This is a genomic window from Streptomyces sp. NPDC047049 (assembly GCF_040643995.1).
Taxonomy (GTDB): domain Bacteria; phylum Actinomycetota; class Actinomycetes; order Streptomycetales; family Streptomycetaceae; genus Streptomyces; species Streptomyces mooreae.
Window position 1 is genome coordinate 130,138 of record NZ_JBEYVM010000001.1, and the last position, 13,073, is coordinate 143,210.

Here is a 13,073-nt window from a genome sequence, read left to right on the forward strand (position 1 = left end):
CAGGCAGCAGGCAGCAGGCAGCAGGCAGCAGGCAGCAGGCAGCAGGCAGCAGGCAGCAGGCAGCAGGCAGCAGGCAGCAGGCAGCAGGCAGCAGGCAGCAGGCAACGATGGGTGCCCCCACCGGCTACGGACGGAGTCCGGGGTCAGGGCATTCGCCGGGCGCTGGGCCAGGCGCTACGGCACCACCACGGCCGTCGTGGTGGGCCAGGTCATCCGGATCAGCCCGCCGTCCTTGCCGGCGGTCACCTCGACGTCGTCGACGAGCCCGCTGATCACCGCGAGGCCCATTTCGTCCTCGCCCTCGGCGTCGCTCTCCGCGGCGCCCTCGGCCGCGCCGCCGCCACGGGTCCCGGCCGTACCGGAGTCGCCGGACACGCCGTCGCCGACCTCGATCGAGAACTTCTTCTCGTCCTCGATCAGCAGGACGCGGACGGGCTCCGCGATGTCATGGCTCTCGTGCAGCCCCACGGCTCGGCTGCAGGCCTCACCGACGGCTAGCCGCACCTCGTCCAGCACGGCCTCGTCCACCCCGGCGCGCCGTGCCACGGCAGCCGCGACCAGACGCGCGGTGCGGACGTGCTCGGGAAGGGCGCTGAAGCGAAGTTCGACGGTGGCCATGCCATCCCCCTCGTTTTGCGGGCGTGCGACGTAGGGGGCCGGACACCGTGTCCGGAACCCCCCACTGCTTCCTCCCCCCGCGCCTGGTGGCGCGGGGGACCGGCAAAACCGTCAGTCAGTGGCTGCGACGGCTTCGTCGACCGAGGTGTGAATGGGAAACACCTTGGTCAGTCCGGTGATTCGGAAGATTTTGAGAATGCGCTCCTGGTTGCAGACCAGGCGCAGCGAGCCCTCATGGGCACGCACCCGCTTGAGTCCGCCGACCAGCACGCCGAGCCCAGTGGAGTCGAGGAAGTCGACACGTTCCATGTCCACCACGAGGTGGTAGCTTCCGTCGTTCACAAGCTCGACCAGCTGCTCCCGCAGCTTGGGCGCGGTGTATACATCAATCTCGCCACCGACCTCGACGACCGTACGGTCGCCAACGGTCCGGGTCGACAGGGACAGGTCCACGGATCCTCCAGCACCTTGCTATCGAGCGGTCGCCCCCCTGGGGCCTCCCCACCGAAGGTAGGGGCGGATCTGGCAGCCGCGATGGCATTCAATCACTTACCGGCAGGCGTGCACGACGCCCTTTAGGCATTGTCCGTCACTCCGGTGACACACTCGGTGCCGATGGCCTCCAATCCAGTCCCGCCGGATGCGGGCGCGCGCCCTTCCCCAGGCATGATTCTCGAACGTCTCGCCCGGGGCGCGACCCGCGCTGCGCGCATCACTCATACGGAGCACTTGCCCCCGCGCATCGGCAGCCATGCCGACTGGCCGGAACAGATCCGGCCGGAAGTGATCGACGCCATCCGTTCGGCCGGAATCGATCGTCCCTGGGCCCACCAGGCACGGACATCCGAACACGCACTGCGCGGCGAATCGGTCGTCGTCGCCACCGGCACCGCCTCGGGGAAGTCCCTGGCCTATCTCGCGCCGGTCCTCTCCACGCTCCTGGACGGCTCCGAGGCGCCGAACGGAAGGGGCGCCACGGCCCTGTATCTGGCCCCCACGAAGGCACTGGCGGCCGATCAGCGGCGTGCCGTGCGCGAGCTGGCCGCTCCCCTGGGGACGGCCGTGCGGCCCGCGGTCTACGACGGCGACACCCCCGTCGAAGAGCGCGAATGGGTCCGCCAGTACGGCAACTACGTCCTGACCAACCCCGACATGCTGCACCGCGGCATCCTGCCGGCCCACCCCCGCTGGTCCTCCTTCCTGCGCGCGCTGCGCTATGTCGTCATCGATGAATGCCACAGCTACCGCGGTGTCTTCGGCTCGCACGTCGCGCAGGTCATCCGCCGGCTGCGCCGCGTCTGCGCGCGGTACGGCTCCGAGCCGGTCTTTCTGCTCGCCTCCGCCACGGCCGCGAAGCCGGCCGAGGCCGCGACCCGGCTCACGGGCCTCCCCGTGGTGGAAATCACCGAGGACACCTCGCCGCGCGGCGAGTTGGTCTTCGCGCTGTGGGAGCCGCCGCTCACCGAACTCCATGGCGAGCAGGGCGCCCCGGTCCGCCGGACCGCCACCGCCGAGACCGCGGACCTGCTCACCGACCTCGCCGTCCAGGGCGTACGCACCGTCGCCTTCGTCCGCTCCCGGCGCGGCGCCGAGCTGATCGCCCTGATCGCCCAGGAACGGCTCGCGGAGGTGGACCGCTCGCTGCCCGGGCGGGTCGCCGCGTACCGGGGCGGGTATCTGCCCGAGGAGCGCCGTGCCCTGGAACGCGCGCTGCACAACGGCGATCTCCTCGGTCTGGCCGCCACCACCGCGCTCGAACTGGGCGTGGACGTCTCCGGGCTGGATGCCGTGGTCATCGCCGGCTATCCGGGCACCCGGGCGTCGCTGTGGCAGCAGGCGGGCCGGGCGGGCCGCTCCGGGCAGGGCGCCCTCGCCGTGCTCGTGGCCCGCGACGACCCGCTGGACACCTACCTCGTGCACCACCCCGAGGCGCTGTTCGACCAGCCCGTGGAGTCCACCGTCCTCGACCCCGACAACCCGTACGTGCTCGCCCCGCATCTGTGCGCGGCCGCGTCCGAACTCCCGCTCACCGAAGCCGACTTCGCGCTCTTCGGGCCCGCGGCCGCCGGACTGATGCCGCAGCTGGAGGCCGCGAACCTGCTGCGCCGGCGAGCCAGGGCCTGGCACTGGACGCGCCGCGAGCGGGCCGCCGATCTCACCGACATCCGCGGCCAGGGCGGCTCGCCGGTGCAGGTCGTGGAGGAGGGCACCGGACGGCTGCTGGGCACCGTGGACGCCGCCGCCGCGCACACCGCCGTCCACGACGGCGCGGTCCACCTTCACCAGGGCCGTACCTATCTCGTCCGGCACCTCGACCTGGCCGACAGCGTGGCGCTCGTCGAAGAGGCACACCCGCCCTATTCCACGACCGCCCGCGACACCACCGCCATCGCCGTCCTCGAGACCGACACCGAGATCCCGTGGGGGGACGGCCGGCTGTGCTTCGGATCCGTGGAGGTCACCAATCAGGTCGTCTCCTTCCTGCGCCGCAAACTGATCACCGGCGAGGTCCTGGGCGAGACCAAGCTCGATCTGCCGCCCCGTACGCTGCGCACCCGTGCGGTGTGGTGGACGGTCACCGAGGACCAGCTCGACGCCGCCCGCGTCAATCCCGAGCAGCTGGGCGGCGCGCTGCACGCCGCTGAACACGCCTCCATCGGCATGCTGCCGCTCTTCGCCACCTGTGACCGCTGGGACATCGGCGGCGTCTCCGTGCCGCTTCACCCGGACACCCTGCTGCCGACCGTTTTCGTCTACGACGGCCATCCGGGCGGCGCCGGATTCGCCGAGCGCGCCTTCCACACGGCCGCCGACTGGCTCACCGCCACCCGTGACGCCATCGCCGCCTGCGAATGCGAGGCCGGCTGCCCTTCCTGCATCCAGTCCCCGAAGTGCGGCAACGGTAACGACCCGCTCCACAAGCGGGGAGCCATCCGGTTGCTGGGCGAGCTGTTGCGGGGTGTGCCGGAGCAGGCCTAGCGGGCGGGCGCGGGCAGCGGCTCCGGCTCGGGCCCGCGCCGGATCGCTGCGCCCCGGCGGGCCGGCCCGGGCCCGTACCCGGGAGGTGAACGGACTGCTGCCCGCCTCGGCACAGACGTCGGCGACCGGCCCGGCCAGCGCACAGCGCACCAGGCGGGTGTGCTGCGCGGCCGCCACCCGGTGGGCCGCGGCGCAGGCCTCGGCGAGCCCCTGCCGGGCGTGGTCCGCGGCGGCCAGCGCCGCCAGGTCCGCGGCCCCGCCCGCTCGGTGCCGCGCCGTGACCGCCTGGCCCATTCCGATCAGCGCCACGAAGACCGCGCAGAGCGCCGCCACCGCGAAGACCGTCCAGACCGTCGCCGAGCCCTCATCGCCGCACCGTCTCCTCCGCAAGAGCCACCGCCTCCCCTCCGACCTGCACGGTGAGTTGACCCACGCCGGGCAGCTCGGCCTCGACCCGTACGCGCACCAGGTCGCCCTCCCGTGCCAGCGCGACCCGCGCGCCCCTAGGAGCCGCGCCCCGCGCCGCCGAGAGCACCGCCGCCCGCGGTTCCGACCGCGCAGCGGCCCGTGCCCCGGCCCGCGCGGCATCCACGCACTCGATACGGGCGCAGACCGCCATCAGCCCCCAGATGAGCGCGGCCACCACCGCCACCAGCACGGGCAGGACCACGGCGGTCTCCGCCGTCACGAACCCGGCGTCACGAGCGCCGCGCGGGACGCCCCCGGCCGTGGGACCCGGACCTCGGTGGCACGGGGCCTTGGGGCACGAGGCCCTGGGGCACGGGGCCTTGGGGCACGGGGCCCGGAGGCACGGGGCCCGGAGGCACGGGGCCCGGAGGCACGGATACCGGCTGTCAGAACTGGACATTGATCGCCCGCTCCAGCACCGACTGGAGCAGCGCCTTCACCGGCCCGCTCGTCACCACCTTGTAGAGCACCGCCGCCAGGGCGCACGCCGCAAGCGTCCCCACGGCGTACTCCGCCGTGGTCATCCCCCGGTCGTCGGCCCCGAGCGCACGCAGCTCCGCCCACCACCGTCGAAAACTTCCCCACCGAAACATTCCATCCCCCTTTGCACGGCCTCTGCATGAATGGCCTTTGATACGTGGCTTGTGATGTGCGGCCTCGGGCGTGTGCCCTTCCCGCTCTTCCCGCCGGGTCTCGAACTCGTCTCTCCCGCCACTCAGTTACGCCCCAGGAGGCCGCCGGCCAGCCCGATCAGCACCGGCGCGACTCCGAGTGCCAAAAACGCGGGCAGGAAGCACGCCGACAGCGGCAGAGTGACCAGCACCCCGGCCCGCCGGGCCCGTGCGGTCGCCGCTCGGGCCTGCTCCGCACGGAGTTCGGCGGCGACCCGGGAGGCCGACTCGACGGCCGGCACCCCGGATATCCCGGCGCGCTCCATACAGCGCGCCAGCCCTTCAGCGCCGGGAAGAGCCGCCAGCCGAGGCCATACGACCGCGGGTTCACCGCCCAGGCGCAGTTCCGCCGCCACCTGGCGCAGCCGCTCGGCAACCGGCCCGTCGAGCGACCTGCCCACCGCCTCGGCCGACTCCCGCGGCCCGGCTCCCGCCGCGAGGCAGGCGGCCAGCAGGTCGCCGGCCGGTGCCAGCTCCGCCCGTACCTCCGCGTCCGCCGACCGGGCCGCGTCCGCGTCCCGTTGCCGCGCCAGCCTGCGATGCGCCCCATATCCCACGGCGAGTCCCGCGAGGGCGCCCGTGACGCCACCGATGAGAATGACCACGAATGCGGCCGCTCCGAGAGGCCCGGCCCACTGCTTCAGCAGGCCGGTTCGCGGCGTGCCGTCCTCCGTGCTCGACGTTCGGCTCCGGAGCCGGAGCCGGGCGAACTGCTTGTGCGGGGCGCCGGGCCCGCCGTACCGGCCGGGTCCGGCGGGCCACATCTCCGAGACCCGCATCCGTACGGCACGCCCACGGCGCGCCTCCCGCACCAGGGCCACGGCGCACAGCACCACCGCCATCACGGCAACCGTCATCCCCACCCTGTGGACAACTTCCACGCTCACTCCGACCCCCTCCCTACGCGTCTTCCGCGGCAGCGACGATCCGGGCCGTCCAGGCCACTCCGCACCACTCCAGGAGCCCGCCGACCGCCAGGCAGCCCCACCCGGCCGGGGTGTGCAGCAGCACCCGCAGCGGGTCGGCGCCGAGTGCGCTGCCCATCAGGAGCCCGGCCGCCGGCAGCAGTGCGAGCATCAGAGCGGTGGCCCGCGGGCCCGCCAACTGCGCCCGCAGGTCGTCGCGTTGATCCCTCTGGGCTCTGAGTCCTGCCGCGATCCGCTCCAGACCCGAGGCCAGTCCTGCGCCGCCCTCCACCGCCACCTGCCAGCACGCGGCCATCCCGGCCAGTCCCCCGGCCCCCGGCAGCCGGGCCGCCGCCCGCAGCTCCCGGGGCACGTCCCCGCCGTACCGCGCGGCCGCCATCACCGCCGAGCCGGCCGCACCGAGCCCCGGGGCACCCGCGGCCAGCAGGGCCTGGGCGGGCTGCCGTCCGGCCCGCAGCTCGCCCGCCACCGCCGCACACAGCCCGATCACCGCGGCAGAGCGCCCCTCCCCTGCGTGCGCCGCTCCGCGGGCGGTCAGCCACCGGCGGACAAGGAAGAAGGCGACCACGGAGGCGAGTACCGGGAGGACCGATCTGCCCGTCACCGCCGCCACCAGCCCCGCCGGCAGGCACCAGATTTCCCGCCCGCAATCCCCCCAGCGGCCGAAGCTCCAGCGCCGTCCCGCTTCCCCCTCGGCCAACCGCCCCGCACACCACTTCCGCGCCCCCTCACCCCGCAGCCAGGCCCGCCACCCCGCTTCCGGATCCGCCTCTCCGACGCCCCCGAACAGCGCCCGGGCCCGCTGCCGTACGTCGCCCCGACGTCCGCTGACCAGCCGGCCCGCGCCCACCACGCAGAGCACCGCGGCCACCGGCGTCCTACCGACCGCGCTCATCGGACTCCGCCCTCGCTCCGCTCACACAGCCGCAGCAACCGCCCCCATCCCCGCGCCTCCTGGAAGCCGTCGGGGCCCCAGACGGCAGCCGGTACGGTCACCACGAATCCGTCGCGGTCCCGCTCCAGGACATGGAGTTCGGCGATCCGGCGGCGGCCGGTCCGATCGCGCACCAGATGCAGGACGACGGAGAGTGCGGCGGCCAGCTGGCTGTGGAGCGCGGCGCGATCCAGGCCCGCCGCCGAACCAAGGGCCTCCAGGCGCGCGGGGACGTCGCATGCCGCATTGGCATGGACCGTGCCGCAGCCGCCCTCGTGGCCCGTATTGAGCGCCGCCAGCAGGTCCGTGACCTCGGCGCCGCGCACCTCCCCCACCACCAGCCGGTCCGGACGCATCCGCAGTGCCTGCCGTACGAGGTCGCGCAGCGTCACCCGCCCGACGCCTTCCTGGTTGGCCGGCCGGCTCTCCAGCCGCACCACATGGGGGTGGTCCGGCCGCAGCTCCGCCGAGTCCTCGGCCAGGACGATCCGCTCGGCCGGGCCGACCAGCCCGAGCAGCGTGCTGAGCAATGTGGTCTTTCCCGATCCCGTACCGCCGCTGATGAGAAAGGACAGCCGGGCCGCCAGCATGGCCGCGAGCAGCCGGTCGCCGCCCGGCGGCACCGTGCCGGCCGCCACCAGTTCCGCAAGGGAGAAGGCCCGCGGCCGCAGCACCCGTAACGACAGACAGGTCCCGCCGACCGCCACCGGGGGCAGCACCGCATGCAGCCGGGTGCCGTCCGGCAGCCGGGCGTCCACCCATGGCCGGGCATCGTCCAGCCGCCGCCCGGCCACCGCCGCCAGCCGCTGGGCGAGCCTGCGCACCTCTGCCGCGTCCCGGAAACGCACGCCGGTACGCTCCAGCCCACTGCCGCGGTCCACCCACACCTCGTCCGGCGCGGTGACCAGGACGTCCGTGACATCGGGCGCGGCCAGCAAGGGTTCCAGCGGCCCGCTGCCCACCATTTCGGACCGCAACGCGGCCACCACGCCCAGCACTTCGGCATCCCCGAGCAGCCGCCCCTGCTCGCGCAGCGCCACCGCTACCCGGGCGGGCGTGGGCTCCGCCCCGGCCTCGGCGAGCCGTCTGCGCACCACCTCCAGCAAGCCCTGGCCCTGGCTCATGACCATCCCCCGTCCTGGCCGACTGCACGGGACCGCATGGGCTCGGCGACCGGCCACGACACCGCACCTGGCCTCGACCCCGCCCCGGCCCCCTGGCCACCGCCCGGCTCCGGCTCCGGCCCCGGACCGCTGCCGGGCCGGACACCCGGCGGCCCGGCGGCTCCCGCCCCGCCGCCTTCGCTGCCGCTCTCCGCCACGCGCCCCCAGAACCCCGCGCAGAATCGCGCCAGCGGTCCGCGCACCTGCGCCCCCGGTGGCACACCACGCGCCAGATCCGCCACCAGGCTTGCCTCCCAGGCCACTTCACCGGCGAGTGGCAGCTCCATGAGGCGGGCGATCTCGTCCGGCGGCAGTCCGTGCCCATGGCGTCCGGGAGTCCCGCGCGCCACCACCCGCAGATCGCCGAGTACCTTCTGCACCCCCGACACCACCCGTTGGGCCGCCGCTACCGCGCGCAGTTCCGTAGGGATGAGCAGCAGGCCCATGTCCACCTGCGCGAGGGCTTCCGCGGCCGCCTCGTCGACCCTGCGCGGCAGGTCCACCACCACGACGCCGCCACGCCGCCGGGCCGCGGCCATGACCGCGCGCATGGCCGGGGGCGGGATGATGACATCGCCTCCCCGGTCCCAGCTGAGGACCCGTAAGGCATGCAGCCGCGGCAGCGACTCCGCCAGCGCGCCGCAGGCCACCCGGCCGCGCGATTCGGCGAAGGCGGGCCAGCGCAGGCCCTTTTCCTTCTCCCCGCCGAGCAGGACGTCCAGCCCGCCGCCCAGGGGGTCTCCGTCGACGAGCAGGGTGCGCCGCCCCGTCCGGGCCGCGGTGACGGCCAGCGCGCCGGCCAGGGTGCTGGCTCCGGCGCCGCCGCAGCCGCCGATGACTCCGACCGTCAGGGCCGGGGGCCCGACGCCTTCGACCGCGTCGGCGATCCGGTCGGCCAGCCAGCGCTCGCCGTCGGGGAGGGCGAGGACGCGCTCGGCCCCGAGGGCGACGGCTTGGCGCCAGAGATCCGGGTCGTCCGCATCGCCGCCCGTGAGGATGACCCCCGCGCGCCGTGCGCAGCCGAGCAGCCGGGGCGCGCAGTCACCGCCGACGATCACCAGGGGCGGCGCTTCCCAGTCCGCTCGGCGGGCCGGGAGGCCATGTGCCACTTCGGGCAGCGCACCGGCTGCGGCACACAGCCGCAGAAGATCGTCGAGGAGCCTTTCGTCCTCGGTGATGATCAAAGGTCCGCCCCGCTCTTCGCCGGTCCGGACCGATCCTTTCGATGGCGTGGTTTCGGCCACGTTCCGTCCCCCTGTCGCTACGCAACTCGCACATCCGCGAACTCGCGACTTTTACGATGCAGCGATCGGGAAAATCTTGTGGATCTTGAGCTGAAATTGTGGACAACTCCAGGGCTGTGAATATCCCCGTCACCTATTCCAGCGACGAACGGCCACTTCTGGGACTCACGGGACTCCCCCCGGAGCAGCACGCTGACTACAGGGTGTAATGGAACGCTTGCGCCGAGGATGCCGACGGCCCACGGGCAAGGGCTGGAGCGGGTCGGCGTCCGGCCACGGAAAATGCGTCCGGACATGCGACGACCCCCGCCGGGGGGGAGAGCGGGGGTCGTCCCCACGGCCGACTCGGGGGGGGAGGAGCCGGACCGGGTTAGCACGGTCGCGAACGATCCGTGACTTCCATGGTGTACCCGAGAGCCTTCTCAGGCAAACCCACGCGCCACACCTTACGCCGAATGGTGGGCGCCTATGCTCGCCCCGTGGAAAACCACTCCGTGCCTCACTCGACTCCCCGTACTGCCGCGTTCTTCGACTTGGACAAGACCGTCATTGCAAAGTCGAGCACGCTGACCTTCAGCAAGTCCTTCTACCAAGGCGGCCTGATCAATCGGCGGGCCGTACTGCGCACTGCGTACGCCCAGTTCGTGTTCCTGGCGGGCGGCGCCGACCACGATCAGATGGAGCGTATGCGGGAATACCTCTCCTCACTGTGCCGCGGCTGGGACGTCGCGCAGGTGCGGGAGATCGTCGCCGAGACGCTGCACGATCTGATCGACCCCATCATTTACGACGAGGCGGCCTCGCTCATCGAGGAACATCACGCCGCCGGGCGGGATGTCGTGATCGTCTCCACTTCCGGCGCCGAAGTCGTCGAACCGATCGGTGAACTCCTGGGCGCGGACCGGGTGGTGGCCACCCGTATGGTCGTCGGCGAGGACGGCCGCTTCACCGGCGAGGTGGAGTATTACGCCTACGGCCCGACCAAGGCGGAGGCCGTGAGGGAACTCGCCGCATCCGAGGGCTACGACCTCGAGCGCTGCTATGCGTACAGCGATTCGGCGACCGATGTACCGATGCTCTCGGCGGTCGGTCATCCGTACGCGGTCAACCCGGACCGGGCACTGCGCCGTGAGGCGATCGCGCGCGGTTGGCCGGTTCTCTCCTTCACTCGCCCGGTCCCGCTCAAGCAGCGGCTCCCGGCCCTGACGATGCCCTCCCGGCCGGCGCTCGCCGCCATGGCGGCGGTGGGTGCGGCCATGGCCACCGCGACGCTGGTCTGGTACACGAGCCGGCGGAAATCCACAAAACCACGGCTCGGCATTGTCGGCCGGACCGGTCGCACCGCCCGCAATGCCCGCGTTTGAAGCCAAACGTAAAGATCTGCAGGTGGGGGTTCCGCTTGTCCGGCCCGTGGAGTACAAAGGACTTAACGGCCCGCGAGACCAAGGACATCCGAGAGGAACACCTTTAACGCAGGAAGTGGCCCACGGACCGATGCATGAATGCCGAGCACCCACGCGACGCCGACCCGTCGATTACGGGCCAGCCGCACCAGGTAACCGGACGAAGATTCCGACCTGATGGGCATATATGTGAGCACGCATGGTAACTAGGCGGACATGCCAGCGGCGGTACCACCCATTGGTACCGCCGCAACCCTGTTCAGGGGCGAATGAAGCAATGCTTCCGGAATTGTTGAACATCACACGGAGCTTTCGCCCCGGTTCCCCTTATGCCGCGCCGCGCTGCAGCGCCTCACAGACTGCGGTGCTCTCCCGTACGCCCAGTTCCACCGCGCGTCCGCAGTGCGCGATCCACGCCGCGACGCCCTCCGGGGTGCCGGACACATAGCCTTCCAGGGCCGCGACATAGGCGGCGCGTCCCAGTTCGGCGTGCCCGACCTCGGCCGGGCAGATCGACTTCGGGTCCAGCCCGCTGCCGATCAGCACGATCCGCTCCGCGGCCCGCGCGACCAGCCCGTTACAGGTGGCGAACGGCCGCAGGGCGAGCAATTCGCCGTGTACCACCGCCGCGGTCACCAGGGCCGGGGCCTCGGTGCCGGTGAGCAGCAGCCGCGACAGCCCGTCCAGCCGTCCGGCGACCTCGTCGGCATCCGGCAGCGGCAGCTCGATGAGCGGTTCGTCCACCGGCTCGGCGGCCAAACGGGGCCGCCCCACCGTCTCGTCCGCCGTCCCGACCGGCTCTCGCGCCCCGTCGGCACCGTCGGAACTCCGCCCGCCCGATGCCGCCACCAGATGGAGCCGTGCCAGCACCCGCAGCGGCGACTGCCGCCACACACTGAGCAGCTGTCCGGCCTCGGCCGTCAGCCGCAGGGCCGCGCCGACCGTCCGCGGTTCGCCCTCGACCCCGAAGTCGGTGCGCCGCCGTACCTCTTCGAGCGCCCAGTCGGCCCCCGAAAGGGCCGCGGAACCGCGCGCTCCGCGCAGCGCCGCCTCGGATGTCACCTCATTGCTGCGGCGTCGCATGATCCGGTGCCCGTATACCCGGTCGACGCCCTTGCGCACGGAGTCCACGGAGTCGGCGACCCCCGGGAGCGAGGCCAGGGTCGCGAGCGGGTCGTCGCTCGCTTTCGGGGGTGCGGGGGACGTCCCCCGGGTGTTTCCAGCCATGGGTACGACCCTACGCACCACCGGACCCGACCCCTCGAAGGAGTGGTCTTCCTCACGCGGATCTCTCACTCAGAGCGATATCGCACTTACCCTTGGTGAACATGAAGATCGCTTTCGTAGGCAAGGGCGGCAGTGGCAAAACCACCCTGTCCTCCCTGTTCATCCGGCATCTCGCCGCGGCCCGGCTCCCCGTGATCGCCGTGGACGCGGACATCAACCAGCACCTGGGCGCCGCCCTCGGCCTCGACGAGACGGAGGGCGCGGCGCTTCCCGCGATGGGCGCCCACCTTCCGCTGATCAAGGATTACTTGCGCGGCAGCAACCCGCGGATCCCGTCCGCCGAATCAATGATCAAGACCACCCCGCCCGGCGAGGGGTCACGGCTGCTGCGGGTCGGCGAGGACAACCCCGTCTACCAGGCCTGCGCCAGGACGGTGCGGCTCGATGAGTCCGCCGTGCGGCTGATGGCGACGGGGCCGTTCACCGAGTCCGACCTGGGCGTGGCCTGCTATCACTCCAAGGTCGGCGCGGTGGAGCTGTGCCTGAACCACCTCGTGGACGGCCGCGAGGAGTATGTCGTCGTCGATATGACGGCCGGCTCCGATTCCTTCGCGTCCGGGATGTTCACCCGCTTCGACATGACCTTCCTGGTCGCCGAGCCGACCCGTAAGGGCATCGCCGTGTACCGCCAGTACAAGGAGTACGCCCGGGACTTCGGCGTCCCCCTGAGGGTGGTGGGCAACAAGGTGCAAGGCCCCGAGGACCTGGCGTTCCTGCGCGAGGAGGTGGGCGACGACCTGCTGGTGACCGTCGGCCACTCCGACTGGGTGCGGGCCATGGAGAAGGGCCGCCCGGCCCCCTTCAGCCGCCTGGAGGAGGACAACCGCCACGCCCTGCAGACGCTGCACCGCACGGCCGACGCCGCTTACGGGCGCCGGGACTGGGAGCGCTACACACGCCAGATGGTGCACTTCCATCTGAAGAACGCGGAGAGCTGGGGCAATGCGAAGACCGGCGTCGACCTCGCGGCCCAGGTCGACCCGTCCTTCGTGCTCTTCGAGGGAACGGCCGCCGCACAGCCTGCCTGACCCGCAGACGGGCGCCCGGGGCGGAAAGGGGTCGTTTCGGACGACTCCTTTCCCGCTCCCGGCGCCGGTGCGCACCTTCCGGGTGAGGCACCGGAATAACTGCGCACCCACTCCCTGCGCGAAGAAGAAGGCAGGGAAAGAGCAAGCCAGAAACCCTCGGATTCACCCGATAGAGGGGTGAATGAGGGCGTATGCCGGTAAAATCCTCTCCTTTCCTTTACCTGTCATTACGGTTCATTTACCGATGCTTGAGAGTCGCCGGACCATCGCCCCACAGCGACGACCGCCGGCCGGCTCACGTCCCGCCGCAGTACACCGCCGCCCCACGATCGCGCCCCGCGCGACCGCGTCG

At 72.2% G+C, this 13,073-nt stretch carries 12 protein-coding genes and 1 pseudogene; 3 read left to right on the forward strand and 10 right to left on the reverse strand.

The window, feature by feature from the left end; all coding sequences use genetic code 11:
- Positions 1–174 precede the first annotated feature (174 nt).
- Complete coding sequence (locus ABZ851_RS00615; protein ID WP_336047815.1) at positions 175–618, reverse strand: ATP-binding protein; 444 nt, start codon at positions 616–618, stop codon at positions 175–177.
- A 111-nt stretch (positions 619–729) separates the two neighbouring features.
- Positions 730–1,071 carry an anti-sigma factor antagonist BldG gene (gene bldG / locus ABZ851_RS00620; RefSeq protein ID WP_004571875.1) on the reverse strand — a complete coding sequence of 114 codons (342 nt, stop codon included), beginning with the start codon at positions 1,069–1,071 and terminating at the stop codon, positions 730–732.
- A 162-nt stretch (positions 1,072–1,233) separates the two neighbouring features.
- Between bldG and ABZ851_RS00625 the strand changes: the two genes are divergently transcribed.
- On the forward strand, positions 1,234–3,597 hold the full coding sequence (locus tag ABZ851_RS00625; RefSeq protein ID WP_361120153.1) for a DEAD/DEAH box helicase: 2,364 nt from the start codon (positions 1,234–1,236) through the stop codon (positions 3,595–3,597).
- 117 nt (positions 3,598–3,714) lie between these two features.
- Here the strand turns inward: ABZ851_RS00625 and ABZ851_RS00630 are convergent.
- From ABZ851_RS00630 to ssd, 7 genes and pseudogenes are all read right to left on the reverse strand, one after another.
- Positions 3,715–3,930 (reverse strand): annotated as a pseudogene (locus tag ABZ851_RS00630) (Rv3654c family TadE-like protein); the annotation flags it as partial.
- Positions 3,931–3,961: 31 nt separating this feature from the next.
- On the reverse strand, positions 3,962–4,285 hold the full coding sequence (locus ABZ851_RS00635; RefSeq protein ID WP_361120156.1) for a TadE family type IV pilus minor pilin: 324 nt from the start codon (positions 4,283–4,285) through the stop codon (positions 3,962–3,964).
- 166 nt (positions 4,286–4,451) lie between these two features.
- Entirely contained in the window at positions 4,452–4,658 is a 207-nt protein-coding gene (locus ABZ851_RS00640; protein WP_361120159.1) for a DUF4244 domain-containing protein, read from the reverse strand.
- 122 nt (positions 4,659–4,780) lie between these two features.
- Positions 4,781–5,623: a type II secretion system F family protein gene (locus tag ABZ851_RS00645; protein ID WP_361120162.1), complete on the reverse strand. Its 843-nt coding sequence runs from the start codon at positions 5,621–5,623 to the stop codon at positions 4,781–4,783.
- A 13-nt stretch (positions 5,624–5,636) separates the two neighbouring features.
- A complete protein-coding gene (locus ABZ851_RS00650) occupies positions 5,637–6,557 on the reverse strand; it encodes a type II secretion system F family protein (protein WP_361120165.1) in 921 nt (306 codons plus the stop codon).
- Positions 6,554–7,720, reverse strand: coding sequence for a TadA family conjugal transfer-associated ATPase (locus tag ABZ851_RS00655; RefSeq protein WP_361120168.1), 1,167 nt, complete (start codon positions 7,718–7,720; stop codon positions 6,554–6,556). The genes ABZ851_RS00650 and ABZ851_RS00655 overlap by 4 nt, the downstream gene beginning before the upstream one ends.
- A complete protein-coding gene (gene ssd, locus ABZ851_RS00660; RefSeq protein WP_361120171.1) occupies positions 7,717–9,003 on the reverse strand; it encodes a septum site-determining protein Ssd in 1,287 nt (428 codons plus the stop codon). The genes ABZ851_RS00655 and ssd overlap by 4 nt, the downstream gene beginning before the upstream one ends.
- A 455-nt stretch (positions 9,004–9,458) precedes the next feature.
- On the opposite strand from ssd, the gene ABZ851_RS00665 reads away from it, so the two are divergent.
- Complete coding sequence (locus ABZ851_RS00665; RefSeq protein ID WP_336047859.1) at positions 9,459–10,367, forward strand: HAD-IB family hydrolase; 909 nt, start codon at positions 9,459–9,461, stop codon at positions 10,365–10,367.
- A 366-nt stretch (positions 10,368–10,733) separates the two neighbouring features.
- On the opposite strand, the gene ABZ851_RS00670 is transcribed toward ABZ851_RS00665, so the two are convergent.
- On the reverse strand, positions 10,734–11,633 hold the full coding sequence (locus ABZ851_RS00670) for an oxidoreductase (protein WP_361120175.1): 900 nt from the start codon (positions 11,631–11,633) through the stop codon (positions 10,734–10,736).
- 101 nt (positions 11,634–11,734) lie between these two features.
- On the opposite strand from ABZ851_RS00670, the gene ABZ851_RS00675 reads away from it, so the two are divergent.
- Positions 11,735–12,721, forward strand: coding sequence for an ATP-binding protein (locus ABZ851_RS00675; RefSeq protein WP_361120178.1), 987 nt, complete (start codon positions 11,735–11,737; stop codon positions 12,719–12,721).
- Positions 12,722–13,073: the final 352 nt, after the last annotated feature.

Excerpts from the sequence above, each read along its gene's own strand:
- ABZ851_RS00655 (WP_361120168.1), bottom strand. The coding sequence starts at position 7,720 with ATGAGCCAGGGCCAGGGCTTGCTGGAGGTGGTGCGCAGACGGCTCGCC.
- ABZ851_RS00615 (WP_336047815.1), bottom strand. The coding sequence starts at position 618 with ATGGCCACCGTCGAACTTCGCTTCAGCGCCCTTCCCGAGCACGTCCGC.
- ABZ851_RS00670 (WP_361120175.1), bottom strand. The coding sequence starts at position 11,633 with ATGGCTGGAAACACCCGGGGGACGTCCCCCGCACCCCCGAAAGCGAGC.
- ABZ851_RS00625 (WP_361120153.1), top strand. The coding sequence starts at position 1,234 with ATGGCCTCCAATCCAGTCCCGCCGGATGCGGGCGCGCGCCCTTCCCCA.
- ABZ851_RS00675 (WP_361120178.1), top strand. The coding sequence starts at position 11,735 with ATGAAGATCGCTTTCGTAGGCAAGGGCGGCAGTGGCAAAACCACCCTG.
- ABZ851_RS00640 (WP_361120159.1), bottom strand. The coding sequence starts at position 4,658 with ATGTTTCGGTGGGGAAGTTTTCGACGGTGGTGGGCGGAGCTGCGTGCG.
- ABZ851_RS00665 (WP_336047859.1), top strand. The coding sequence starts at position 9,459 with ATGGTGGGCGCCTATGCTCGCCCCGTGGAAAACCACTCCGTGCCTCAC.
- ABZ851_RS00650 (WP_361120165.1), bottom strand. The coding sequence starts at position 6,557 with ATGAGCGCGGTCGGTAGGACGCCGGTGGCCGCGGTGCTCTGCGTGGTG.